At 43.0% G+C, this 24,590-nt stretch carries 21 protein-coding genes and 3 pseudogenes; 16 read left to right on the forward strand and 8 right to left on the reverse strand.

What is annotated here, in order from left to right; translation table 11 throughout:
• Positions 1-24: 24 nt before the first annotated feature.
• Positions 25-2,784, reverse strand: coding sequence for a WD40 domain-containing protein (locus H6H03_RS05330; protein ID WP_190954116.1), 2,760 nt, complete (start codon positions 2,782-2,784; stop codon positions 25-27).
• Positions 2,785-3,134: 350 nt separating this feature from the next.
• On the opposite strand from H6H03_RS05330, the gene H6H03_RS05335 reads away from it, so the two are divergent.
• The gene (locus H6H03_RS05335) at positions 3,135-3,908 is read left to right on the forward strand and encodes an MlaE family lipid ABC transporter permease subunit (RefSeq protein WP_190954117.1); all 774 of its coding nucleotides are present in this window, start codon (positions 3,135-3,137) and stop codon (positions 3,906-3,908) included.
• Between the two features lie 129 nt (positions 3,909-4,037).
• Here the strand turns inward: H6H03_RS05335 and H6H03_RS05340 are convergent, their stop codons facing one another.
• Entirely contained in the window at positions 4,038-4,487 is a 450-nt protein-coding gene (locus H6H03_RS05340) for a hypothetical protein (protein ID WP_190954118.1), read from the reverse strand.
• A gap of 215 nt (positions 4,488-4,702) precedes the next feature.
• Between H6H03_RS05340 and cruF the strand changes: the two genes are divergently transcribed.
• The 3 genes from cruF (at position 4,703) to H6H03_RS05355 (ending at position 7,152) form a co-directional block, all read left to right on the forward strand.
• Positions 4,703-5,617 (forward strand): gamma-carotene 1'-hydroxylase CruF, encoded by a 915-nt coding sequence (cruF, locus tag H6H03_RS05345; protein ID WP_190954119.1) that lies wholly within the window; start codon positions 4,703-4,705, stop codon positions 5,615-5,617.
• 134 nt (positions 5,618-5,751) lie between these two features.
• Positions 5,752-6,978 carry a 2'-O-glycosyltransferase CruG gene (cruG, locus tag H6H03_RS05350; protein WP_190954120.1) on the forward strand — a complete coding sequence of 409 codons (1,227 nt, stop codon included), beginning with the start codon at positions 5,752-5,754 and terminating at the stop codon, positions 6,976-6,978.
• Positions 6,979-7,152, forward strand: coding sequence for a hypothetical protein (locus H6H03_RS05355; protein ID WP_190954121.1), 174 nt, complete (start codon positions 6,979-6,981; stop codon positions 7,150-7,152). It abuts the gene before it with no gap.
• Here H6H03_RS05355 and rnhA read toward each other — a convergent pair.
• The 3 genes and pseudogenes from rnhA to H6H03_RS05370 all read right to left on the reverse strand — a co-directional run.
• A complete protein-coding gene (gene rnhA / locus H6H03_RS05360) occupies positions 7,128-8,036 on the reverse strand; it encodes a ribonuclease HI (protein ID WP_190954122.1) in 909 nt (302 codons plus the stop codon). The genes H6H03_RS05355 and rnhA overlap by 25 nt on opposite strands.
• Positions 8,037-8,073: 37 nt before the next feature.
• On the reverse strand, positions 8,074-8,898 hold the full coding sequence (locus tag H6H03_RS05365; RefSeq protein WP_190954123.1) for a hypothetical protein: 825 nt from the start codon (positions 8,896-8,898) through the stop codon (positions 8,074-8,076).
• Between the two features lie 344 nt (positions 8,899-9,242).
• A pseudogene (locus tag H6H03_RS05370) lies at positions 9,243-9,377 on the reverse strand (ISAzo13 family transposase); the annotation flags it as partial.
• Positions 9,378-9,409: 32 nt separating this feature from the next.
• Here H6H03_RS05370 and H6H03_RS05375 point away from each other — a divergent pair.
• A pseudogene (locus H6H03_RS05375) lies at positions 9,410-10,116 on the forward strand (IS1 family transposase).
• A gap of 36 nt (positions 10,117-10,152) precedes the next feature.
• Here H6H03_RS05375 and H6H03_RS05380 read toward each other — a convergent pair.
• Positions 10,153-10,429, reverse strand: a pseudogene (locus H6H03_RS05380) (ISAzo13 family transposase); the annotation flags it as partial.
• A gap of 523 nt (positions 10,430-10,952) precedes the next feature.
• On the opposite strand from H6H03_RS05380, the gene tmk reads away from it, so the two are divergent.
• The 4 genes from tmk (at position 10,953) to H6H03_RS05400 (ending at position 14,111) form a co-directional block, all read left to right on the forward strand.
• Positions 10,953-11,588, forward strand: coding sequence for a dTMP kinase (gene tmk, locus H6H03_RS05385; RefSeq protein WP_190954124.1), 636 nt, complete (start codon positions 10,953-10,955; stop codon positions 11,586-11,588).
• A 21-nt stretch (positions 11,589-11,609) separates the two neighbouring features.
• The gene (locus H6H03_RS05390; RefSeq protein ID WP_190954125.1) at positions 11,610-12,404 is read left to right on the forward strand and encodes a hypothetical protein; all 795 of its coding nucleotides are present in this window, start codon (positions 11,610-11,612) and stop codon (positions 12,402-12,404) included.
• Between the two features lie 70 nt (positions 12,405-12,474).
• The gene (locus H6H03_RS05395; protein WP_190954126.1) at positions 12,475-12,915 is read left to right on the forward strand and encodes an MAPEG family protein; all 441 of its coding nucleotides are present in this window, start codon (positions 12,475-12,477) and stop codon (positions 12,913-12,915) included.
• 704 nt (positions 12,916-13,619) lie between these two features.
• Complete coding sequence (locus tag H6H03_RS05400; protein ID WP_190954127.1) at positions 13,620-14,111, forward strand: orange carotenoid protein N-terminal domain-containing protein; 492 nt, start codon at positions 13,620-13,622, stop codon at positions 14,109-14,111.
• Positions 14,112-14,758: 647 nt separating this feature from the next.
• On the opposite strand, the gene shc is transcribed toward H6H03_RS05400, so the two are convergent.
• Positions 14,759-16,672, reverse strand: a complete 1,914-nt coding sequence (gene shc, locus H6H03_RS05405) for a squalene--hopene cyclase (protein WP_190954128.1) — start codon at positions 16,670-16,672, stop codon at positions 14,759-14,761.
• A gap of 235 nt (positions 16,673-16,907) precedes the next feature.
• Here shc and H6H03_RS05410 point away from each other — a divergent pair, with 235 nt between their 5' ends.
• Entirely contained in the window at positions 16,908-18,179 is a 1,272-nt protein-coding gene (locus H6H03_RS05410) for a glycosyltransferase (protein ID WP_190954322.1), read from the forward strand.
• A gap of 297 nt (positions 18,180-18,476) precedes the next feature.
• Here H6H03_RS05410 and H6H03_RS05415 read toward each other — a convergent pair whose 3' ends face one another.
• Positions 18,477-18,836 (reverse strand): ArsR/SmtB family transcription factor, encoded by a 360-nt coding sequence (locus H6H03_RS05415; protein ID WP_190954129.1) that lies wholly within the window; start codon positions 18,834-18,836, stop codon positions 18,477-18,479.
• Positions 18,837-18,917: 81 nt separating this feature from the next.
• Between H6H03_RS05415 and trxA the strand changes: the two genes are divergently transcribed.
• The 6 genes from trxA (at position 18,918) to H6H03_RS05445 (ending at position 24,577) form a co-directional block, all read left to right on the forward strand.
• Positions 18,918-19,241, forward strand: coding sequence for a thioredoxin (gene trxA, locus H6H03_RS05420; RefSeq protein WP_190954130.1), 324 nt, complete (start codon positions 18,918-18,920; stop codon positions 19,239-19,241).
• A gap of 14 nt (positions 19,242-19,255) precedes the next feature.
• The gene (locus H6H03_RS05425) at positions 19,256-20,209 is read left to right on the forward strand and encodes an SDR family NAD(P)-dependent oxidoreductase (protein ID WP_242057813.1); all 954 of its coding nucleotides are present in this window, start codon (positions 19,256-19,258) and stop codon (positions 20,207-20,209) included.
• Positions 20,210-20,351: 142 nt separating this feature from the next.
• On the forward strand, positions 20,352-21,464 hold the full coding sequence (locus H6H03_RS05430; RefSeq protein ID WP_190954131.1) for an alkene reductase: 1,113 nt from the start codon (positions 20,352-20,354) through the stop codon (positions 21,462-21,464).
• A 258-nt stretch (positions 21,465-21,722) separates the two neighbouring features.
• Entirely contained in the window at positions 21,723-22,388 is a 666-nt protein-coding gene (locus H6H03_RS05435; protein WP_190954132.1) for a nitroreductase family protein, read from the forward strand.
• Positions 22,389-22,569: 181 nt separating this feature from the next.
• On the forward strand, positions 22,570-23,883 hold the full coding sequence (locus H6H03_RS05440; protein ID WP_313931795.1) for an MFS transporter: 1,314 nt from the start codon (positions 22,570-22,572) through the stop codon (positions 23,881-23,883).
• Between the two features lie 4 nt (positions 23,884-23,887).
• A complete protein-coding gene (locus H6H03_RS05445) occupies positions 23,888-24,577 on the forward strand; it encodes an SDR family NAD(P)-dependent oxidoreductase (protein WP_190954133.1) in 690 nt (229 codons plus the stop codon).
• Positions 24,578-24,590: the final 13 nt, after the last annotated feature.

Consider the following 24,590-nt stretch of genomic DNA (forward strand, 5'->3'; position numbering starts at 1 on the left):
TAAGAAAAGCACAATTTGGCTGAATTAAGAGCCAGTCTGAGTTTTCACTCCATCACAAAGTTGCTTATTGTAGGTATCACTCCCATTAATAGTATTATTATGGAAATAATCGTGTAGCCAATCGCACCCTCGCCCCATTAGCCCATCTAAGTTAAGATTTTCTACATTCCACAAAATTGCTGTGCCATCTTTACTACCAGAGATGAGAGTCTTACTATCAGGGCTAAAACTGATAGTATTGACTTCACCATTGTGCCCAATTAGAGTAGTAATCACCGTACCGTCTTTGTGCCAAAGTTTCACCGTTTTGTCATCACTAGCAGTAGCAATCATTTGACCATCAGGGCTGAAAGCTACTTGCGAAATTGCAGCAGTGTGTCCATTGAGGCCGATCTCACCACCATCAAGCTGCCTGAGTTTGACGCTATTGCCCACAGCGATCGCAATTATTTTGCTGTCGGGGCTAAAATTTAGGCTATGGATAACATCACCATAATTCTGGGAGTTTAGCTCCTTCCCCTCAAGGTTCCAGAATTTTACAGTCTTGTCAAAACTGGCGCTAGCAATCATCTTGCTGTTGGGGCTAAAACTCACACTCAAAACAGCATCATTATGCTTGAGGGATTTTAACAGCTGTCCTTGGCGATTCCAGAGTTTCACCATATTGTCGTCACCGGCGGTGGCAATTATCTTGCCGTCTGGGCTAAAACTCACACAACGAACGCGATCGCTATAGTTCATATGGTTGAGAGTCTTAAATACCTTACCCTGCCGATTCCAGAGTCTCACCTTCCCGTCCTGACTAGCAGTAGCAAATATCTGACTATCAGGACTGAAACTCACATCCAATGTTGGATAGAAAATCTCTTGTAAGGTTTTACTCGTCTTCTGGTGTGGGTTCCACAGTTTTACTATCCCGTTATTAGTGACAGTGGCGATCGCCTCTCCATCGGGTGAGAAGCTGACGCGATTGACTGCATCATCGTGTTTAAGAAGGGTTAGCCAAGGATAGTCAATTTGCCATAGTTTTAGTGTCTTATCTTTACTAGCAGAGGCCAAAGTCAGGGTAGGACTATTGGGGCTGAAACTCACGCTATTGACTGTACTACTATGTCCTTTGAAGGTAGTTAGTTCCTGGGGTTTCTGGGGGTTTGTTATGTCCCAGAGCGTTACAGTGCTATCATCATTGGCTGTGGCAAGAGTCCGACCATCAGAGCTAAAACTTATACCGTAGATAAAACTGCCCTGTCTGTTTTGTGTGTTCAATTTTTGGATGAAGCTACCATCTCGATTCCAGAGTCTCACTGTTTTGTCTAAACTGGCGGAGGCAAAAATACGGCCGTTGGGACTGAAACTCACGCTAGTAACTGCATCAGTATGCTCTTCTAAGGTCTTGAGTTCCTTACCTTGTTTGTTCCACAGTTTTACCTTCCTGTCTCCACTACCAGAGAGTAATATCTGACCATCGGGGCTGAAACTCACGCTATTGACTTGATAATTATGACCCTTGAGGATTTGGAATTTTCCATCCTTTCGATTCCAGAGGCTCACATTGTTGTCGTCACTGCCAAAGGCAAGGGTTTTGCCGTCAGGGCTGAAACTGACAGTGCGAACTCCAGTATTGAGCCGATCGGGAGTTTTAAGTTCCTTGCCTTGTTTGCTCCAGAGTTTCACCGTCCCGTCTAAACTGGCAGAAGCGAGTATTTGACTGTCAGGGCTAAAACTTAGACTCATAACAGGATCTTGATGCCCTTCTAAAGTTTTGAGTAAAAGACCATGCTTATTCCAGAGTTTCACCGTGCTGTTTGCACCAGCAGTAGCAAGAATCTCGCCATCAGGACTGAAACTAACGCTAATGATGGCATCGCTTTCGTTCAAGCGATCGCGTTCTCTGACCCAATAAATCGCCTGTCCCAATACCTTCATCACTTCTGCCCGTTCCTGATTTGGAATCGTGATTTTGGCTGTGTCCAGTTCTTTGAGTTTTTTCCCAGCTTTTAAAGCTTCTATTAAAGCATCAATAGTATCTCTATTTACGGTAAAACGCGCATCTGACGCTGAAATTACGGCTTGAAGTTCGGATTTTTGTGCTGCTATGCGCTGGCGATCGGCTTCCTTCCACCCAATTGCTGCAACAATAGCCGATCCTGTTGAAATAACCAAACCTATAGTAAAAAGAATGAGTCTTGTTCTGTGACGTGTCCTTTGGGCTTTACGACTTTCGCCGATATACTCTTGTTGGAGTGGTGTAATTAAAGGTTTTTTCCCTGCTCCTGTAGTGAACCACTGTTCTGCTTGTTCTAGTTGGCTACCTTGCAGCAAGTAGCTATTGTTGCGTTTTTTTCGATCCCACTCCAAAGCCAGCATGAGTAAGCGGGTATGCTCTTTAACATGAGCTAAATCAGTATCAAGCGCTTGGAGTAATGATTGCAAGGCTGTATTGAAATCATTACTTTCCTGGAAGAAAATATAGTTAATTTTGGCTAATTCAGGATGAACACCCTCAACATACTGCCACACTATTGGTACTAAACGTTTATTGTGTTTGAGGGCGTATGCAATCTCTTCACCGCAGACTTCAGAAACGACTGAATTCGGACTAATAATAAAGATAAAATTATTAGCTTTTTCAATTCCTTCATAAATTTCTTTGCGCCAATCTGCCGTAAACGGAATTCCCTCCCAATCCACCCAAATATCACGCTTCTGTTGCTTGAGCGCTTCATGAAGTCTTTTAACGAAGTCTTTATCTTTGCGGGAGTAAGAAATAAAAGCCTCAGTCATTTAACTCTCTATAAATACTTAATAAAATAAAATTTCGAGAAAACGGGGAGTTGAACCGAACCGTATGTCTGGACTCTTGACAACCTAAGCACGAAATATACAATTTAAATGCGTAACAGCTTGGCTAAAGTTAGTTTTTGCACTTCGGTCAATATTGAGAATACAAATCTGGTGACGTGGGCATAGCCTATCGTAGACATCGTAATTCTTGCACACAGATGCAAAAGCCGGAAAGACCACTAAAAACGAGAGTATTAATAGCAACACAAAAATAATATATCTTATCCTGTTCATAAACGATTATTAACATTACATTATGGGAAATATTATTAAATTTCAAACTTTTTCAATTGCAACCAAAAACAAATTTTGAAGAATATTGGATTGTACGCTCTTTTGCAGCAATACTGCTCTTTGGTCAAGTCTGGCTGCATTTACTCCAGGGAAAAACCTACTACCGCAAGATTATGCAACATATGGTGACCGCGGGGCCGGATTCTATTTCTCCAGTTTTGCTTGTGGGCGGTTTTGCAGGAATGATTTTTACTATTCAGACAGCGAGAGAATTAGTGCGATTTGGTGCGGTCGATGTTGTGGGAGGTGCTTTTGCATTGGCTTTTTGCAGAGAATTGGCTCCAATTTTGACCGCTAGTATTATAGCGGGACAAGTAGGTTCTGCTTTTGCAGCCGAAATAGGTACGATGCGAGTCACAGAGCAAATTGATGCACTTTATATGCTCAAAACCGATCCCATTGATTATTTAGTACTTCCTAGAGTAATTGCTTGTTGTTTGATGATGCCTTTAATGACAGTTTTTGCTTTAGTTATGGGCATCCTCGGCGGAGTTTTCGCTGCATGGCAGTTTTACGAAGTTGCTCCAGAAATTTTTTTAGAATCAGTCAGAGATTTTTTAGAACCCTCAGATTTGTTCATTATTTTACTCAAAGGGTTTATTTTCGGGGTACTAGTTGCTGTTATTGGCTGTAGTTGGGGATTAACTACTAACGGAGGAGCAAAAGAAGTAGGAGAATCAGCAACAAAAGCAGTTGTTACTAGTTGGCTGTCAATTTTTATTATGGATTTTTTTGTGTCTGTGCTGCTATTTGAACGCATTGATTTTTGAACAATAAAATCCCCAGATTTTATCATAATTTGGGGATTTTACAGGATATTTCCAAGAAAGTGAAATATACAATCTAAGTCTCAAACCTTAGTGTAAAGGCTGTTTTAAGGAACGATCGAACTTTCTATTTCAGAATTTTAGTAAAATTTCAGAATTTACTAACTTGTAAACTAGTGCACCGAAGACCAAACCTGTCAATGAAGCAATAGACGCACTCCAAAAAGCTGTTTTTCTCTTGAGATCGGCTATTTGAAAGTCTATGCTGAGTAATATAGTTGCCGAAATAATCAGTAAAGTATCAAGAAAGATCCTAAACCAGGCAAGCATAATAAAGAACAAGAAAGCTGCTAACACGGCAATGCCAAAAGCTCTGACATTTGATTCAAAGACAAGAGTGTAGTAATATGTCACTTTTGGCCAAGGAGTTGTCAAACTTAGTATTAACAGCAAAATAGCAGCTACGATCGCCGACCAAACAAACATAGGAGGATGTGTTTCAGATATTACCCAGCCCAAAGTACTGTAGCTAAGCAGCACTACCGCTAGGGACACCCAAGGAACTCTTTTCAAAATTGACATGGGTTGATATTGCCAGTACAGGGCTAAAGCGTTATTTCATCGCTAAGTCGAGTCACTAGAGACTCAGTTTCACTTATAGCCTGCCATGCTTTTGCCAAGCAAGGCAAACAAGTTTGTGGAGAATTACAGCACAAAGTAGTTAAATATATTGATAAAGATTTGTAAACTGTTAGCAGCCGAGTAGCCGCGTGTCACATCTTAGTTAAGGAATCATTATGAGACAAATTGTTATTGCTGAGCGCGTATGCCTCATTGCTCATATCTTGTCCAAGGCTTTTGGACTAGCAGGGATGCTACTGGTCTTACCTCATCCCGAAATAATTTTAAAATTATCCCAGGTTGGAGAAACTGCCATAGGATTAAGTATGGCTAGCGGCGGTGTAGTTGATATCATCTTCGGAACAGTGGCGGTTTCTATTTATGCCTACCGGACGCTGGGATTAGGAACTTGGCTGGCATTTATGCTCCCGGCTATGTTTGTCTCTTTGGGAAGCGAATTATTAGGAACCAGCACAGGTTTTCCATTTGGCGATTATGGCTATTTGAGTGGCTTAGGTTACAAGATTGGTGGGTTAGTTCCTTTCACAATTCCTTTGTCTTGGTTTTATGTTGGGTTGTCGTCTTACTTAATTGCCAGATGTGGTTTGCAGGTGGCCCAAAAACCGAGTTTGGGACGCCATATTGCTGCTATAGGAGTTGGTGCCTTGCTGTTCACTTGCTGGGACTTTGCCCTTGAGCCAGCAATGAGCCAATCTTCTTTACCGTTTTGGTATTGGGAGCAACCAGGAGAGTTCTTTGGAACACCTTACCAGAACTATGCAGGTTGGTTTGGCACTAGTGCAGTGTTTATGAGTATCGCAGGGTTATTGTGGAGAAAAACTTCGATAAAATTAGAGCGATCGCAACTTAATCTTCCCTTAGCAATTTATTTAAGTAACTTTGCCTTCGCCGCCGGACTCAGCTTAGCAGGCGGGTTTTTCATCCCTGTATTACTCGGCTCAGTACTAGGTGTGGTTCCCGCCGTGACGCTGTGGTCGAGAAGCTCAACCACACCCACTCAAATTGGTATTGAACCACTACCTCAAGAAGCCTCAGCAGCAAGCGCAAGCGTTAAAGTTGTTTTGAAATAAACATATAGATGGGGAGTAGGAAGGGCAGGGGAAAAGGTTAAAGGGAAAAGGAATAAATTTAATCTTTCCCCTTTTCCCCTTACCCTTTTCTCTTTCCCCATGCCCCATGCCCCATGCCCAATGACTAATGACTAATGACTAATGCCATTTCCCTGTTATTGCTAGCTATCCAAGTACCAGCTACGGCGATTCTACTTTCGCGTCTCTTAAAGGGGCCAAGACGCCATCCGCCAATAGAACCGCAGCAGCCGACACCGGAACTGTTGGGTAAGGTGAGCGTTGTTGTTCCGACGCTAAATGAGGCGCTTCGTATTAGCCCTCTGTTAGCTGGTTTGAGTCTGCAAAGTTACGAAGTTCGGGAAATTGTTGTTGTGGATAGCAATTCCAGTGATGGTACTCCCGATTTGGTAAAGGCGATGCAGCAAAAAGATCCACGCTTTCGCGTCATGACAGATGACCCCTTACCCCCTGGTTGGGTGGGGCGTCCTTGGGCGTTGCATAATGGTTTTCTACATAGCTCAGAAGCTAGTGAGTGGTTTCTGGGGCTGGATGCTGATATTCAACCGCATCCTGGGTTGGTTGCTGGCTTGATGAAGACGGCCGAAGCAGGAGGTTATGATTTAGTTTCCCTTTCACCCCAATTCATCCTCAAATATCCAGGGGAATGCTGGCTACAACCGGCTTTGTTGATGACTTTGCTTTACCGATTTGACCCAGCTGGGATCGATACACAGCAGCCGGAACGGGTAATGGCAAATGGGCAGTGTTTTTTGTGTCGTCGTTCCGTCTTGGCGGCTGTGGGCGGCTACAGCAGCGCGAGTAGTTCTTTTTGTGATGATGTCACCTTGGCACGAAATATTGCTGTTCAAGGTTATAAAGTAGGCTTTTTGGATGGCGCAAAAGTACTAAAAGTACGGATGTATGAAGGGGCGATGGAGACGTGGAAGGAATGGGGGCGCAGTCTTGACCTTAAAGATGCAACTTCTCGTTCTCAACTGTGGGGAGATTTATGGCTACTCTTTGCAGTCCAAGGTTTACCACTTTTAATAATCTTGACCTACTTGTTGATTTCTGTGTCACTCTCGCATTCAAAACAGACGCCATTAATCGGGATAGAGACACAGACGCGATTAATCGCGTCTCTACACACTCCCTCACTTGTTTTATTGGGTCTGAATTTATTCCTGCTAGCAATCCGCTTTGGTATGCTATTGGCGATCGCACCTTCCTACGATCGCCAAAGTGCCAAAGGCAGCTGGTTATTCTGGCTTTCCCCTTTCGCCGATCCCCTAGCGGTGCTACGAATCTTCTTATCTGCATTCCGCACCCCACGGGAATGGCGCGGGAGAAAGTACATATGAGTGGGGCATGGGGCAAACAGGAGTGTGGGAGGTGTGAGAGGTGTGGGAGGTGTGGGAACAGACGGGGGCATAAATTCTCTTTCTCCCCACACTCCCCCATCTCCCCACACTCCCCACACTTACCCATCTCCCTCATCTCCCCATCTCCCTCACTCCTCTTCCCCCCCCACTTGATCCCCGCGTTCTAGTTCCCAAAGAATTTGATTTCCTTCACGGCGCACCCGTGAGACTATCCAATTTCGCCAGCGCCACTGATCCCCTCTACTGGTAACAGCACTGGCGTGGACATCCATTAAATCTGCTAATTCGGAACTGGTAATTAAGTAGCCTTTTTCGGAAATTTCGTCAGCTATACGTAGAGTTTCAACCAAGTTACGGAGTTGCAAAACCCTAATTTCTGGAGATTTTTCGTCGGTTGCGGTTGCAGCTGGCCCAGTTAATGGTTCCATAACAGTTATTTTTGGTGCAGAAGTAGTGACTTGGTGTGTATTTTGGTTAATTATTCTAGAATTTTTGTCATTATCAGCTACTTTTGCTACATTTATTTCATTTGTGTTAGGTAAATTTTTATAAATATTTGTGGGAGAAAATTGTTGTAAGGAAGGGATTTTGCCACTGGCATAGGTGCGAGCGATCGCATCACAACGTTCGTTCCCTATGTTACCAGAATGTCCTCTGACATATTGCCATTTTACTTGTTCGCTATTGAGTTCATCTAAGGTTTCCAAAAGGTCTTGGTTTTGGACGGGCTTACCGTCTGACTTTTTCCAGCCTTTCTGTTTCCAGCTTTTCACCCATTTGGTAACGCAGTTAATGAGGTATTCGCTATCAGTATAGAGGGTGATGGGTTGAGTTTGTTGAGATGTTTGCAGAAATTGAAGGGCAGCGATCGCCGCTTGCATCTCCATTTTATTATTAGTGGTGTGAGGCGATGCATCGCCCATTTCGTGAATTGAGCCATCACTGAAGTAGACGACAACACCCCAGCCACCAGGGCCAGGGTTCCCGGTGCAAGCACCGTCTGTGTATATGCTTTGGATTGTGGGTTGGGTGGACATGATTAAGATATTCAATAAGCACAGGACGCTAAGGGAATTAGCGGCGAAAGCGCAGGCTAATAAAGATTAGCACAGCAAAGAAAATACCGATGCCTACACTCCAGCTAAAAACTTCAGCCCGAAACTGCAGATGTTGTTGATAATCATTTGGCTGGGCGAGAATGACGGCGGAGGCTATTTGGCTGGTGGCGAGTCCGACACCTGCGATCGCTATAGTAGTATTGAGGGTGCGATCGCTTTTAGTTTGCTCTAGGTCGATAATACCTTGGATGGTGTTATTGAGATTTTGCAATAACGTTAATCCAGGGCTGAGAATTGCATAATCTACTTCTACTTGTCTCTGATATTTTTTGCCATAAAATTCGCTTTCGCTAAATTTTTCGAGAAATTTTAAGTCGCTATTTGTGTATTTTTGCTGGATGTCTGCTAAATGAGATTGATAATTTTCTAAATTTAATTGAATTGTTCGGCTTTGATTTTCTAAATAGTTTAAGGCAATGGTGTAGTCTGATAAATTGATTAAATTATTTGTCAGACTTTCTTGGAGTTTGCTTAATTTTAGGTTATTGGTTTGCAGTAGCTTTGGTAATTCGCTTGTCTGCTGAATCGATGGCTGAATTTCGATATATTCTCTTTTGAGTATCTGTTTTTGATAGCGACTTTGATAGTATGACCAAACTACTTTATGACGGTATTGCCATAAGCGCAAAAAATCATAATATATCTTTTGTACTTGTTTCCTCATTTCATCTGTTGAAATATGTTCGGGAAACAACCAAATTAAAATGTGATAGTTTAATTTTCTAAATTCATCCCAAAATTCTTTACCATCTACGCCTAAATTTTGTGGGCAATACCACAATTCAAAAATCGTTCCTTCTCCTAACTTGCCTTTGCCAATAAAATCCCGTTGCCATTTATAATCGCTGACAATTTTGGTGTAGCATTCTTTAGCTATCTCTTCAACTTCCGCCTCTGTTTTAGTTTCGGTTAGCTTTCCCCAAAGGGACTTCCAAAGAATAAATTATTCCAAGAAAAATAAGAGACAGGTTTTCTCAAGAATGATAATCATTTTAAGGGGGGAGAAAAGGGGTTGCCCTCGGCAACCCCTTTTCTCCCCCTCATCTATGCATGAAGAATCTATACACTTGTCGTCTGCTTTGAAGTTAAACAGTCTAAATAAGGGATGTTTTGTAGGAATGTATGTAAATTTTCATCACTATAACCATATTTTTCGATTAATTGCTTTCTGACTTCGGCTGCACTGAGTCTGGTATATAGTCTTTGACTTTTAAAACTCGGATCAGTTTGACTATGGAAGTCAACTAAATTTTTGGCGTTGCATAATTGAAGTATGAATTTGAGCGATCGCTATGCAGTGTCCAAGATGTGCATCAACTCATATCCGCAAGAACGGCAGAAAAAATGGTAAACAAAATCACATTTGTGTTTTTTGCGGTCGTCAGTTTATAGATTCTTATGACCACCAAGGTTATTCAGCAGAAGTCAAAAAAGAATGTTTAGAAATGTACGTAAATGGTTTAGGATTCCGTGCAATTGAGCGAGTGAAAAAAGTACATCATACTACTATAATCAATTGGGTAAGAGAGCTTGGAAAGACGTTACCAGATTCACCTGAATATAATGCAATACCGGAAATTACTCAAGTTGATGAACTGGAAACATTTGTAGGTAAAAAAAAACAAAATTTGGTTGTGGACAGCCGTAAATAAGCATACTCGCTTGTGTTATAGCCTGGGTTTTAGGTGACCGCAGTTCTAAAACTTTTAAGCTTTTATGGCAAATTATAAGCTGTTGGCATTCTTATTTTTATGTAACAGATGGTTACCCAGTTTACCCTGGTTTTATCAGCAATGAAGATCATATTGTTAGTAAGACTTATATGACACGGGTAGAAGGCGAAAATAGCCGTTTTCGGCATTATTTGGCGAGACTACATCGGAAAACTTTTTGTTACTCTAAGACCGAGGAAATGCTTAAACTATCTATTCGATTAGTAATACATTATCTCAAGTACGGTTCCGTGGCGCTGCGGGCGCTACGCGCCCACATTTCTTGAGCCGATCGCATGATTCATACTTGGATTCAGCAACGCCAAATTTTTTATGTCTTCTAAAAGATTTGGCAGATGAACTTCTGCTTTATAACGTCCTTTACCACTCATGTTATCAACGCAAATAATACCGCTTTTTAGTTCTCTTGTCCCTTTCCGAATTGTGTCTCGATTCCATCCTAATTCTGATTGTGCAAGCCTTTGCCCTCCTAAACCTAAGCCCTGAACTGTCTGTGCCATAAATTTACGCTTTGCTGCACCAATTAAAAAGAGATGCAGTTTCAATCAACAACTTTTTAAGAGAATCAGTTAATACTATAGTCACCAGTTGCCACACTCAAAAACTCAATCATTATTCAAATTACTACAAAAGGGGGATGAAGGGGCTGCCGACGGCAGCCCCTTCATCCCCCTTTAAAATGATTATCATTATTGCCAATGGAATAGTTTATTTTCTGGAAGTCCCTAAACTAAAAAATACCAATGTCAAAAATGATTGATCTGCCAAATTGCCAAATAATTGTTTTTTTGTATCTCTGCACCAAGTAATAGATGCATATAAGCTGTACGCAGTTACTGAAACATTGCTGCTGTGAGAGCAATTTTCAGGTAAATAGACCACGCGGTAGGGGCGCAAGGCCTTGCGCCCCTACGACAGATGTGGTTCAAATACATTGAAAAAGGTTGTAACTGAAAATGCGGTGTTTTTAAAGCGTCCTTGTTTGAAACCCCTACTTTTAAGTATGAAGTTTCCGACACCCTAACCCCTACACCCTTTTCATTGAGCGATCGCAATTGCAGGTTAGGATTTTACAGTCGGCGCTATTGTTGCAGCAAAAAGCATGGGTGGGAAATTAATTGTATTTGAAGGGGTGGAAGGCTGCGGTAAAACCAGCCAAATACAGCTTTGTTGTCAGTGGTTGGAAAGTTTAGGTATTTCTGTCGTGGTAACTCGCGAACCAGGGGGAACAGAGTTAGGTTTAGATCTTCGGCGCTTGCTATTAGAAAAGTCAGAAGATAAACCAGTTGCCGAAGTGACAGAACTGTTGTTGTATGCTGCTGATAGATCCCAACACGTTGAACAAGAACTAAAGCCAAATCTTGCAGCTGGGAAATATATTTTATGCGATCGCTATACTGACTCTACCATTGCTTACCAAGGATATGGTCGAGGCCTGAACATCGGCTTAATCAATCAACTCAACTATATTGCCACTGGTGGCTTAGAAAGCGACGTAACTATTTGGCTAGATGTCGATGTCGAGGTGGGACTGTCCCGAAAAAGTAAAGATGTTACACTCCAACGTCTAGACCGCATTGAACAAGAGACAATTGCTTTTCATCGCCGCGTGCAGCAAGGATATGCAACTCTCGCAGCATCCCATCCCTCACGAATTGTGCGGGTAGATGGTAGCTTGAGCAAACAGGCTGTACAACAAGTAATTCAGGAAATTTTGCGCTCACATCTTCAGTTGTGATGTCAAAAGTCAAAATTAATTATGTGCGATGCCAGTATTGATGGCTTTATTCAACTGATTGCCCGCTACCGCCCAGACTTCCCAGAGATAATTCAAGGGGCTTCGGTAGCACAGATCGATGCTTTTGCTGAGCTTGTCTATCAAGTCTCGGCACTCACTTTGCCATTAGATTATTATAATTTTCTCTTGAAAATGGGCGTATCCGTTCCTGGGTTCTTTGTAGACACTTCTCGACCTGGGTGGGGCGAACGTATACCTTGGTGTGCTTTTGTGGAAGATGCTTCACCAGACATAGAAAGTTTATTTGAGTACTATAGCTATCAATTGGAAGAGAGCGAAAGTCCACCTTCTCAATGTTTAGCTGTGGGCGTTTTCGGAATGGATTTTGAAGAGGTTTTTTTAGAATGTTATGAAGGTATCGCAGGCCGGGTATTCACCCAAGTATCTGACTCCAAGGTGTTCTGGGCCGAAAGTTGGGTTGGACATCTTTACAAACGGGGATTCCGTTACATTATTAGCAATCATATGCACATCCAAGCCTACAACCCCATCACTTGCCAAGCAGCCTCTCAACTAGCTGAACTAGCACGCACCTATGGCTTGGAAGTTATGTGGTTCAGCGATGCGTTCGACTTTTGTGCAGCAAGCCAGGATTGGGAGATTTTGCTGTACATTTCCAAGTATGCAACCTCTCCTTGGTTTTATTTAGCGGGCAAGAAGCAGTCTCGTTCATGGATTTGGGAACGGCTTACCAGCCCAGCTGTTGACGACTTCTGGCAGTTTATAAAACGCTCAGACGCTTTCGGCAAAATCTAAAATCGCACAAGTGTATCAAAAAATGAGATGATTATTGTTGCCGTTGTGTGCTAAGGAATAAGTGACAGCTATGTTTACTTGGAAAATTTACGGAATAACTGTTGTTACTTTATTTCTAAAAATGTTGGCTATTGTATTAATCCAAGTTAATTCTCGTCGCAAGTCCAACAATTTTTCTACGCCAGAAGATTCTGGTACCATCGGCAAAGGGGCAACTGGAGTTACACAAGAGTCTCAATTACTGCAACGCGCCACTAAAATCCTCAACAATGATGGCGAAAATATTCCGATTTTCTTGTTTTTAGCGACTGCTTACGTTAACTTGGGTTGTTGGGAAACAGGTACGTTAATTTATTTTCCACTGTTTGTTTTGTCCCGCGTTGCACATACCATAGCTTTTCTCCGGGCTATCCAACCGCTTCGCACTCGCGCTTATCAGTTAGGTCTTACCGTGATGATTGTGTTGTCTGGCCATATTCTCTGGACTGCGCTTTTAGGAACTTCTAATTAAAGAAATATCCTATAGCGGCGTTATTATTATTTCCAGAAAAACGCTTGAATTTTGCATAATTTGAAGATAAATAACTGTAATTTTTATAGCTCATCATTGGCTTTTTAGGTTATGTGGAAAAACCAACGTCAAACCTAATCCCTTGGTAGAGACGTTGCATTGCAACGTCTCTACATGGTCATTGTTTTATTTGATAATCTTCAAACGAGTGGTTTTTGACAATAGTCACAGGGTGAAGATTCTTTGGTAGCTTGCTAAAGAAACCGAGTCAACATTGAAAGTTATACCAGTAGATTTTTGTATAAAGTTTGACAATTACTCAAAATATCTAATACAAACCATTAGTCTCTAATTCTTTCCCTCTGTTTTCCTGCCTTTTATAGCCGTAGTCACATAGGTTAGGACATTTTAAAAACTTGAATACCAGGCATAGTAAGACTTTTACCTTCTGCCTCCTGCCTCCTGCCTCCTGCCTCCTGCCTTCTGCCTCCTGCCTCCTGCCTCCTGCCTCCTGGTATAAATGATAAATCCTTAACAGAACATGATATTACTTATACTTCCCCCAATTTAGTTATATTTTGTTTCTAAATTCCTCTTCTTTGTGATTCAAATACATCTGTCTTCAGTGGGGTCAAACTCCAGATCTAGATTTGATAAGGTTGCAAATAACACTGAATACCGATCGATTGCAATTGGAGTTAACAATGACATATACGCAAACTGGCGATCCAACTATTCGTCAACATGTAGAAGCTTGGCGACAATTAAATGTAGATGAACAGCTAGGTTTGTTTTGGTTTATCTATAAAGAAATAGGTAAATCAATTACTCCAGCTGCCCCCGGTGCGAGTACAGCTTCTTCAGAAATTGCTGAAGGTTTGTTTAATCAAGTTAAAGAATTATCCCACGAACAACAATTACAAATTCAGCGTGATTTGATTAACAAAGTTGATACCCAAATTTCTCGCGAATATGGCTCTTTGGGTGATACTACAAAGCTACTTTTTTGGTATCTACTAAGTCAAGGTATGGACAATCGCACTGTCATTCCTGTACCTGGCGATTATCGACTTAGCTCAGGATCTCAAGCGTTATTTAGCAGAATTCAAGCATTACCTTTTGAGCAACAGATTACTCTTTTCCGCGACTACGTTGCTCCAATGGGTGCAGAAGCAAAACCAGGTGCAGAAATTTAGAGCAGGCAATAGGCAATACGCTTGAATTGGTATAAACAAATAAACACAGAGTAAAAACCAAAACTCTTACTCTGTGATTATCTATGTCCTTGGGTTAGTTGCACCCTCAAGTCCTAACGCCCTTTGTTTTGTATTCAATATACTAAAGGCAATTCTAGCTGATTTAATCTGCCTTTTGGTTGGTTTAAATATGTTGATTTTAGATTAATCTTCGTGGTTTTTTATAGCTTTTTATTTACAAGTAAAACATCCGATATATTAATAAAGACATAACAAGATAGTCAAAGTTTTAACGTTGTTAATTAAACTGATTTTCTCATATTGAATACTACATTACATTCCCTATCAAGACAAAAATGTAAATAATTTACTAGAGGTGAGTCTCCTTCTTAAAATCATCGAAGGTTGAAAGCAATCTGGGTGAGCTTTTAAGGAATTTAATATCAGCGATCGCGAAAAACTCTTAGGCTTATTTTCTACCTTTGATTTGATACAATAATCAATATTTTAATCAATACATTACTAAGAGAATTTACCGCAAATTCAGTTGAATAATTATCATCAAAGCTAACTTGATTACGCATAAGTGGTGAATGTTGACTGTTGACTGTTGACGGTTAACAGTCATCAGTCATCAGTCATCAGCATTAATCATCAATCATCCTTTGATAGCGACCTAGCGCAATTAAAGGAAAGTATTGTTGATACATATGATATTTGAGATAAAAATGGCAAGGGAAGCCAGTACCAGTAAAGTCAGCCTCAAACCAAGTACCATCCGGCTGTTGAGTTGTCACAAGGTAGTTAATTCCGCGTTCAATAGCTTCCAGGGCTAATTTGCCAGTTGCTTCACCTGCTGCCAACAAGCCAATTAAAGCCCAAGCAGTTTGAGATGCTGTACTATTTCCTTTTCCTTTCAAGCTGGGATCGTCGTAGCTGCGGCAAGTTTCGCCCCAACCACCATCTGGGTTTTGACATCCCAATAACCAAGCTGCCCCGCGTTCTATATCGAATTTATACTTTTGAGGGTCAATCAAGGCCAGAGCTGACAAAACGCCACTAGTGCCGTAGATGTAATTTACGCCCCAACGCCCAAACCAACAACCTTCTGTTTCTTGTTCATTCAAAAGATAACTCATTGCCCGGTCTAGGTTACGCGGTTCAATTGACAAACCACAAGCACCCAGCATTTCTACTACCCTAGCAGTCACATCTGCGGTGTTTGGGTCAATCATGGCTTTCAAGTCTCCATAGGGAATGGAGTTAAGCCAATCTTGGTCATTGTCTAAATCAAAAGCAGCCCAACCGCCTGGTTTACATTGCATAGATGCAATCCATTTTAAGGCACGGGCGATCGCAGCCTGCTTGATTTTTTCATTAGGCAGTTTCGCTTGATGCAGCGCCATGACTACTACAGCCGAGTCATCAACATCGGGATAAAAGCGATTGTCAAACTCAAACGCCCAAGCCCCTGGTTTTCCCTGGCGATTTTTGACAGCCCAATCTCCGTAGTCTAAAATTTGCTTTTGCAGCAACCATTCGCCAGCTCTTACCACAGCCGGATGATCTGGTGCAAAACCAGAATCTACCAAAGCACGCATCGCCCAAGCTGTATCCCAAATAGGTGAAATACAAGGCTGTACCCGGTAGCAGTCCTCTGTTTCAATCGCAAAATTGTCAATTGCTTGCAACCCTCGTTCGACAATGGGGTCGTTTTGGTCATAATCCAAACACCGCAAAGCCAGCATGGAATTGAGCATCGCCGGAATAATTCCACCCCAGTCGCCTGTAGCTTCTTGCCGTTCTAAAATCCACTTTTCGGCGGCTTTGATGCCTTCTTCCCGGAAGGGTACTAAATTTAGGCGTTCTGCTAACTTGAAGCCATCATCCAAGGTGAGAAATAAATCTGTCCAATCGTTATTTTTGGGTAATTCCCATTGGACTTTATCCACACCTTCAACGTATAGTTCATCTAGGTTGATACCTTGGTCAGTGAGAAAAATCGGTTTGCGATCGCATACAATCAACAACGGTACAGTGCTGGAACGCGCCCAACTAGACATCTCGTAAATATTAACTGGGAAAGCTTCGGGCAGCAGCATTATCCAAGGTGGTAGCGAAGGAATACCGCGCCAGTTGTAGCAGCCAATCAACGCCAAGTGCAACTTGGTAAAAATCCGAGTTTTGCTGACACCACCGCGTTCGAGAATAAATTTTCGCGCCCGAACCAGTGCCGGATCGCTTGCTGGCACACCCAACAGTCTCAGCGCCATGTAAGCTTCAACTGAGGTACTAAGTTCGCCGCCATCACCAAAGAAAAGCTCCCAGCCGCCATGCTCCCGTTGTTCTTGAAGCAGATAGGCTGCAACTTTGTGCAAAGGTCTTTTTTGGTCTGTTCCCCAAATCTTATGCAAAAGCACAACTTCAGCAGTGATGGTGACGTTAGATTCCAACTCTGCCCACCAATAACCTGCCGGATTTTGAATTGAAAGCAGATATTCTTGGCTAGCTGCGATCGCTTGGGCGACTTGCTTGACTTTTACCCTGTCTTGTGTATGCATGAAAAACCGTTCAACCTCAACACTCAACACTAGTTAACAACACGGCAGTACAGGTGAAAAAAATTATTTTCCTCTATCAGTAGACATAGTATTCTGTCTGAGTCACTGAGAATTTGCAATAGGTCAGCCCCCTTCGGAGGAATTAAAAATTAAAAACCCATAAATTAATTTACTAGGTTTATATCCTTTTCTTTTTTTTGAATTTTGAATTTTGAATTGGAGCAAAGCGACGGTCATGGGTGTAATTGTATTCGGATTGATGCTTTTATCCTTGACAATTTGGTTAGGGTTACTCTGTTTTTGGGGACAGTTTTGGCGGTTAGACCAGCAATTAGAGGTTAGGGAAACTAGGCTAAAATCCTTACCAGTGGTTTGTGCGGTGGTTCCGGCGCGTAACGAAGCTGAATTAATACCAATCAGCTTGCGATCGCTCTTACTCCAAGATTATCCTGGTTCTTTAGACGTGTTTTTAGTAGACGACCGCAGCACAGATGGCACAGCAAATTTCGCCCAGGGAGTAGCCTACGCTTTAGGTAAATCCGAGCAATTGCATATCATCTCTGGAGAACCACTACCTCCTGGTTGGTCAGGGAAACTTTGGGCTGTTGAGCAAGGTATCAAAAATGCAAGTAAATTGACACCTGACTATTATTTCCTTACCGATGCAGATATAGAACATGACGCGAGTAATCTGTGCCGACTCGTTGCTAAAGCTGAGCAGGAAAATTTAGATTTAGTTTCAGTAATGGTGCGACTCAGATGTGAAAGCTTTTGGGAAAAACTATTGATTCCCGCTTTCGTCTTTTTCTTCCAAAAACTCTATCCCTTCCGCTGGGTGAATAATCCCAAAAATCCCACAGCCGCCGCCGCTGGGGGTTCGATTCTGATTCGCAAAGAAGCTTTAGAGCGAATCGGTGGTATTCAAGTGATTCGCCAAGCTTTAATTGATGATTGCGCTTTGGCTGGGGCGGTTAAGAGGAGTGTGAAAGTGGAAGAAGAGGACACGGGGACACGGGGACGCGAGGACGCTGAGATATTTTCTTTCCCCGCGTCCCCACGTCTCCCCATCTCCATGTCTTCCCCAACAGGGCGTATCTGGCTGGGATTGAGTACTTTAACTCGCAGTTTGCGTCCGTATAATTCCTTGGCAACGATTTGGGATATGGTTGCTCGTACTGCTTATACACAATTGAATTATTCTCCATTATTACTATTAGGAACTTTGGTAGGGATGAGCTTAATTTATTTAGTTCCACCTGTGGGTTTGATTTTGGGTGTAATTTGGAGTAATTGGGGAATCTTATTTACAGGTTTATTTGCTTGGTTATTAATGACCTTGGCTTATTACCCGACCATCCGCTTTTATAAATGTTCTTTTTGGCTAGCCTTTAGTTTACCTGCGATCGCTTTTCTCTATACCCTGATGACTCTAGATTCTGCACTTCGCCACTGGCAAGGACGCGGCGGCAACTGGAAAGGAAGAGTTTATCCCAATGAATTTTCTTAAGGAACTCGCCAGACAGCATAAATCCTGGTTGCAAGTTTGTTTATGACCTTCAGGTTAGAACACCATAATCAAATTCTCACAGTTCTTGAATGCTTAGATTCTGACATAAGTAAGTTGGTGTGAAAAAATCAAACTATGTTAATAAAGGTTAAGTGAACTAAAAACCTCTTTCCTTCTGCCTCCTGCCTCCTGCCTCCTGCCTTATCCTGACGATAAATATTCACAACTACCTACTTACTTAGAAAGGGTTCGGCTTACTTCGGTGGCGGAACCCTCGCATCCTTACCATCACCAGCCTTACCCCCTACCTTTAGTTGAGGCTGTTTGTTTACTACTAACGGGGTCAACAGACAATGGTTGAGCTGCTTTCAATACCGCATCCAGTAAACCTGGAAACAGCATCTCTAAATCTTCACGCCGCAGAATATTAATGTGATGTGTACCTTCTTTACGTGTAAATACTATCCCGGATTCCCGTAAAATTTTAAAATGATTGGACATGGTAGACTTGGCGATCGCAAAGTCAAACCTCGCACAGCATTGTTCCCCCTCACTCGCCAACAGCCGCACAATCTCTAACCGCACCGGGTCACCCAATGCATACAATACTCCCGGCAAAGAAATATTTTTTCTATCTGGATGATAAAGGAATCTCATAGTTGCATTATCTCATCAAGTAGCATATATTTTTATTATTCGATATTATCGAATTATAGAATTAAATCAGGAAGGCAATTTATGTCATCCATTACAAATGTCACAGAAGCCACATTCAAGCAAGAAGTTTTGGAAAGTACAATTCCAGTCTTAGTGGACTTTTGGGCACCGTGGTGTGGCCCTTGTCGGATGGTGGCTCCGGTTGTAGACGAAGTTGCTGCTGAATACGAAGGACAGGTAAAAGTAGTCAAACTGAACACCGATCAAAATCCTACTGTAGCCAGCCATTATGGAATTCGCAGCATTCCGACCCTGATGGTTTTTAAAGAGGGTCGGCAAGTCGATACTGTCGTGGGGGCAGTTCCGAAAACCACATTAAATAAGACCTTAGCACAGCATCTTTAATGTAGGTAAAGGGCATGGGGCATAGGGCATTGAGCATGGGGAAAGGGGTAAGGGGAAAAGGGGAAAGATTAAATTTATTCCTTTTGCCTTTTCCCTTTAAGCTTTCTCCTTTTCCCTTAGCGAAGCCATCTCCCCAGTCCCCATTACTAGAGGAAATAAGCGGGGGAAGCCAAATGGACTTGAAATTGCATGGTAAATCCGCACTGGTAACTGGCTCAACGGCAGGCATTGGTTTTGCTATAGCCCAAGGGTTAGCTCAAGAGGGTGCATCAGTGATTATCAACGGTCGATCTGAGGAAAGAGTAGCACAGGCGATCGCCAAAATTCAGCAAAGTATCCCCGAAGCGAAAGTTTCTGGGGTTGTTGCTGATGCAGGTACAAAAGCAGGAGTAGAACAACTTGTTCAACAAGTTCCTCAGGTTGATATCCTAATTAACAATCTAGGTATTTATGAACCAAAAACCTTCTTTGAGATTAGCGATGAAGACTGGTTAAAAATATTTGAAATCAACGTACTCAGTGGAATACGTTTGAGTCGGCAATATCTTCAAAAGCAGCTAGAGCAAAACTGGGGGCGGATTGTTTTTATTTCTAGTGAATCTGGCATTCAAATTCCTGTGGAAATGATTCACTATGGCACAACTAAAACAGCGCAGCTTTCCATTGCGCGAGGTTTAGCAGAAATGACAATTGGTACTGGAGTCACTGTGAACTCTGTCTTACCGGGGCCAACCCGTTCAGAAGGCGTTGAAGAATTTATTTCCAACCTAGCGCAGGAACGTGGTACTAGTCGAGGCGAAATTGAGGCTGAATTTTTCCAAAATGTGCGTCCAACTTCCCTAATTAAACGCTTTGCAACTAATGAAGAAGTAGCAGCGCTCGTAGTTTATCTATCGAGTCCTCTAGCTTCAGCAACCAATGGTGCAGCTTTGCGAGTAGATGGTGGTGTTATTCGGTCGATTGTTTAGTGCGTCGGAGTGGGGAGATGAGGCACAGGAAGCAGGGGAGCAGGGGAGAAGTGACAATACCCTCTGCCCCTCCGCTCCTCTGCCTCTTCCCATGCCCAATGCCCAATGCCCAATAATTAATGACAATTTGGAGATATAACCAATGAGTACTGATATTAACTTATTTTCTCCTTATCAATTAGGGGATCTGGAACTACCGAATCGGATAGTGATGGCACCGTTAACCCGAAATAGGGCTAAGGAGGGAAACGTACCACACCAACTGAATGCTACCTACTACGCTCAACGTGCTTCGGCTGGACTGATTATTGCTGAAGCAACACAGGTAAGTCCAGAAGGACAAGGCTATCCGGCTACACCAGGAATTCATTCACCAGAACAGGTGGAGGGCTGGAAGTTAGTAACCAATGCTGTGCATCAGGAGGGAGGGAGAATTTTTCTGCAACTATGGCACGTAGGCAGGATTTCCCACCCTGACTTACAACCGGATGGAGCTTTACCTGTGGCTCCTTCTGCCATTGCTGCTAAAGGTGAAGCCTCAACTTTTGAGGGGCCGAAACCGTTTGTTACTCCTCGTGCTTTGGAAACTTCAGAAATACCGCAGATAGTAGAACAGTATCGTCAAGCAGCGGCGAATGCCTTGGCGGCTGGGTTTGATGGGGTAGAAATTCACGCAGCTAATGGTTATTTAATAGATCAGTTTCTGCGGGATGGCACCAACCAGCGCACAGATAAATATGGGGGTTCCATTGAAAATCGCACTCGATTTTTGTTGGAGGTGACAGAAGCGGTAACTAGTGTGTGGGATTCTCACCGAGTAGGAGTACGTTTTTCTCCCAGTGGGACTTTTAACGATATGCGTGATTCCAATCCCCTGGAGACATTTGGTTATGCGGCTGGTGCGTTGAACCAGTTTAATTTGGCATATCTGCATATTTTTGAAGCAATAGAAGCAGATATCAGACATGGTACGGTTGTTGTGCCTACTAGTCATATACGCGATCGCTTTACAAATACACTCATTGTCAATGGTGGTTATACTCGTGAAAAAGGCGATGCTGTAATAACAAGCAAAGCAGCAGATTTAGTTGCCTTTGGTACATTATTTATCTCAAATCCAGATTTACCTCGACGCTTGGCTTTGAATGCACCACTAAATGAACCAAATCAAGCCACATTTTATGGTGGCGATGAAAAGGGATATACAGACTATCCATTTTGGTCGGCTGCTAGCGAAGCAGTAGCCAACTCATAATTTGCCGATCGCCGAATTTAAAATTTTGGATTTTAGATTTACAATTCTTGCATCCAAGGTTTAAAAATGTTTGGGAGCAAGCGAATTTCTACTGGCTCGGCTCCAAGAAACCTACGTAGAAAGAATCTAAAATCTGTCTTGAAAAGCTTTGATGCTTCCATCTCGCCGCAAAGCGTCTACGACGTATAAAATCTGCGCTTATGCTTTTGGCAAAATCTCAAATCCAAAATTGTTTAACTCAACTATCAGGAGAATCTTATGAGTCCAATCACCCAAATCCAACCTTTAGATGTACCAACTGCGATCGCTCAACGTCGTTCAATTAAAACTTTTAAATCAGACCCCATCGCTCCAGAACTGCTCAAGCAATTGGTAGAGTTAACTGTGGCAGCACCGAGCAGTTTTAATATTCAAGACTGGCAAATTATTCTTGTGCAAGATGAGGCGCAAAAAGCGGCGCTATCAGCAGCATCTTGGAATCAACAGCAAATTGTTCAAGCACCTGTAACCTTTGTATTTGCTGCCAATCCTAACGCAGGCGAACAAGATTTGACCCCTATTTTTGAGCAGGCACTCCAGACTGGGGCATGGAATGATAAGACCGTAGACTACTTTAAAAGCGCCATCCCACAATTCCAAGGTGGTTTAGGCGACAAGCGACGCGAATATGCCATCAAAGATGCGATCATTGCCGCTACCCATTTGGTGTTAGCAGCAGAAAGTTTGGGTTTGTCAACTTGTTTTATGAACGGTTGGATTGAAGAAAAAGTCAAAGAAGTGATTGGTGCTGCGGATAATCCAGATTTAGCGATCGCCGTTTTAGTCCCCGTTGGCTATGCAGCAGAACCACGTTTAAATCCCGGTCGTTTACCACTTTCCTACAACGTTTCTGTAGACAGAATCGGTAACCCATATCAGGGTTAATTTTGGGCATTGGGCATTGGGCATTGGCAGGGGTGGGAAGCTTTTTTATAATCTCCCCACACTTCCCACGCTCCCCATAGCCTATACCCTCTGCACCTATGCCCTATGCTCCATACTTCGGCTTCTCTAGGAGACGCTACGTGAACTTGTAGTAAGCGGAGCCGAAGTACGCTCAGTATAAGTGCCCTATGCCCCATGCCCCATGCCCCTACCCTCATTCCTCGCCCGTCGTTCATTCCACTATGGCTTTTTCGTCGCGGGTTTAACATTCTTAGCTTTGTTGGTGGGAGCCGGAATTCGGTCTGCTCCCGGAGTTTTTATTGTGCCTCTCGAACAGGAATTCGGTTGGAGTAGAGCTACTATATCTTTGGCAATCTCGCTGAACTTGGTACTTTACGGACTAATCGGCCCTTTTGCTGCCACAGTTATGGAAAGGATCGGCATTCGTCGGATGATGGTGTTTGCCTTGGCTGCACTTGCGATGGGTGTTGGTTTAACTACTTTGATGTCAGCGCCCTGGCAGTTAGTTTTGCTGTGGGGCATAGTTGTCGGTTGTGGTAGCGGAGTTATCGCCCTGGTTTTGGGTGCGATTGTTGTCAATCGCTGGTTTTTTGAAAGGCGGGGTTTGGTTTTAGGTATCTTGACTGCGAGTACAGCTACTGGGCAACTAGTGTTTTTACCTATATTGGCTTCAATTACCGATCGCTTTGGCTGGCGAACTGCGGCTTGGATTCTCACTGGTGCAGCAGTTTTAATTATTCCAGCGATCGCTATTTTTATGCGCGATCGTCCCGCGGAAGTCGGTTTGCGACCCTTTGGTGACAACAGCGAAACTGCTGAAGTATTACAGCCGAAAGCAAATTCCATCGCCTCTACCTTCAACGCCCTTTGGCTGGGAATGGGTAACCGCGACTTTTGGCTTTTATTTGGTAGCTTTTTTATCTGTGGTGCTAGCACAAATGGATTAATTGGCACTCATTTGATTCCCGCTTGTATCGATAACGGTATCCCGGAAGTCAAGGCTGCTGGGCTTTTGGCAATCATGGGTCTATTTGATTTTCTGGGGACAACTATTTCCGGTTGGCTATCTGACCGCTGGAATAATCGCTACTTATTGTGCTGGTACTACGGACTGCGGGGTTTGTCTTTGATTTTCTTGCCCTTCAGTTTTAATTTTTCCTTCTATGGACTTTGGGCCTTCGCTGTCTTCTATGGACTTGATTGGATTGCCACCGTACCGCCTACAGTACGTCTTATTGCTAATACCTTTGGTAAAGAAAACGTCGGTGTAATGTTCGGCTGGATTGTAGCAGGACATCAAATTGGTGCAGCCACAGCAGCATTCGGAGCCGGAGTGTTAAGAACTTGGATGGGCACTTATTTACAGGCGTTTATTTTATCAGGCGTTCTCTGCTTGATTGCGGCAGTTTGCGTACTGCGGATTGGTCAAACTCCTACTAAGGGCAATTCCCAGCTATTAAAACAGGAAACTTGAAATTATGGCAACAACAGCATTGATAGTGGGAGCGGGTAGCGGACTAAGTGCCTCTTTAGCCCGCGTCTTTGCGAAAGAGGGAATAAGTGTGGCTTTAGCTGCTCGCCAAATTGAGAAACTGACTCAGCTAACTAATGAAATTGGGGCGCTGAGTTTCGCCGCTGATGCCTCAAAACCAAATGATGTAGAAAAATTATTTATTGATGTTGAAAATCAGCTAGGTTCGCCAAATATCGTAATTTATAATCCTAGTTTCCGCGTCCGGGGGCCTTTGGTTGAACTAGATCCCGATGGTGTGGCAAAAACTCTAGAAGTTACTGCCTACGGCGGCTTTTTGGTTGCCCAAGCTGCTGCCAAACGGATGTTGCAGCAGGGGGGTGGTGCGATTTTCTTTACTGGAGCCACAGCAAGTATTAAGGGTTTTCCTCACTCTGCTCCCTTTGCAATGGGTAAATTCGCACTGCGGGGTTTAGCTCAGAGCATTGCTAAAGAGCTAGCACCAAAGAATATCCATGTGGCACATTTCATAATTGATGGTGCAATTCGCTCGGCCGTCCGCCCAGATCCAGTAGATAATACTGATAGTACTCTCGATCCGGATGCGATCGCCCAAACTTACCTCAATATCCTCCGGCAACCCCGCAGTGCTTGGACATGGGAAGTGGAACTACGTCCGTGGGTAGAGCATTTTTGACCAGATATTTTGC

It is taken from the genome of Nostoc paludosum FACHB-159, assembly GCF_014698835.1.
Lineage (GTDB): Bacteria > Cyanobacteriota > Cyanobacteriia > Cyanobacteriales > Nostocaceae > Nostoc > Nostoc paludosum.

Coding starts and splice junctions, on each gene's coding strand:
- H6H03_RS05330 (WP_190954116.1), bottom strand. CDS start 2,784: ATGACTGAGGCTTTTATTTCTTACTCCCGCAAAGATAAAGACTTCGTT.
- H6H03_RS05340 (WP_190954118.1), bottom strand. CDS start 4,487: ATGTCAATTTTGAAAAGAGTTCCTTGGGTGTCCCTAGCGGTAGTGCTG.
- cruF (WP_190954119.1), top strand. CDS start 4,703: ATGAGACAAATTGTTATTGCTGAGCGCGTATGCCTCATTGCTCATATC.
- cruG (WP_190954120.1), top strand. CDS start 5,752: ATGACTAATGCCATTTCCCTGTTATTGCTAGCTATCCAAGTACCAGCT.
- rnhA (WP_190954122.1), bottom strand. CDS start 8,036: ATGTCCACCCAACCCACAATCCAAAGCATATACACAGACGGTGCTTGC.
- tmk (WP_190954124.1), top strand. CDS start 10,953: ATGGGTGGGAAATTAATTGTATTTGAAGGGGTGGAAGGCTGCGGTAAA.
- H6H03_RS05390 (WP_190954125.1), top strand. CDS start 11,610: ATGTGCGATGCCAGTATTGATGGCTTTATTCAACTGATTGCCCGCTAC.
- H6H03_RS05395 (WP_190954126.1), top strand. CDS start 12,475: ATGTTTACTTGGAAAATTTACGGAATAACTGTTGTTACTTTATTTCTA.
- H6H03_RS05400 (WP_190954127.1), top strand. CDS start 13,620: ATGACATATACGCAAACTGGCGATCCAACTATTCGTCAACATGTAGAA.
- shc (WP_190954128.1), bottom strand. CDS start 16,672: ATGCATACACAAGACAGGGTAAAAGTCAAGCAAGTCGCCCAAGCGATC.
- H6H03_RS05410 (WP_190954322.1), top strand. CDS start 16,908: ATGGGTGTAATTGTATTCGGATTGATGCTTTTATCCTTGACAATTTGG.
- H6H03_RS05415 (WP_190954129.1), bottom strand. CDS start 18,836: ATGAGATTCCTTTATCATCCAGATAGAAAAAATATTTCTTTGCCGGGA.
- trxA (WP_190954130.1), top strand. CDS start 18,918: ATGTCATCCATTACAAATGTCACAGAAGCCACATTCAAGCAAGAAGTT.
- H6H03_RS05425 (WP_242057813.1), top strand. CDS start 19,256: ATGGGGCATAGGGCATTGAGCATGGGGAAAGGGGTAAGGGGAAAAGGG.
- H6H03_RS05430 (WP_190954131.1), top strand. CDS start 20,352: ATGAGTACTGATATTAACTTATTTTCTCCTTATCAATTAGGGGATCTG.
- H6H03_RS05435 (WP_190954132.1), top strand. CDS start 21,723: ATGAGTCCAATCACCCAAATCCAACCTTTAGATGTACCAACTGCGATC.
- H6H03_RS05445 (WP_190954133.1), top strand. CDS start 23,888: ATGGCAACAACAGCATTGATAGTGGGAGCGGGTAGCGGACTAAGTGCC.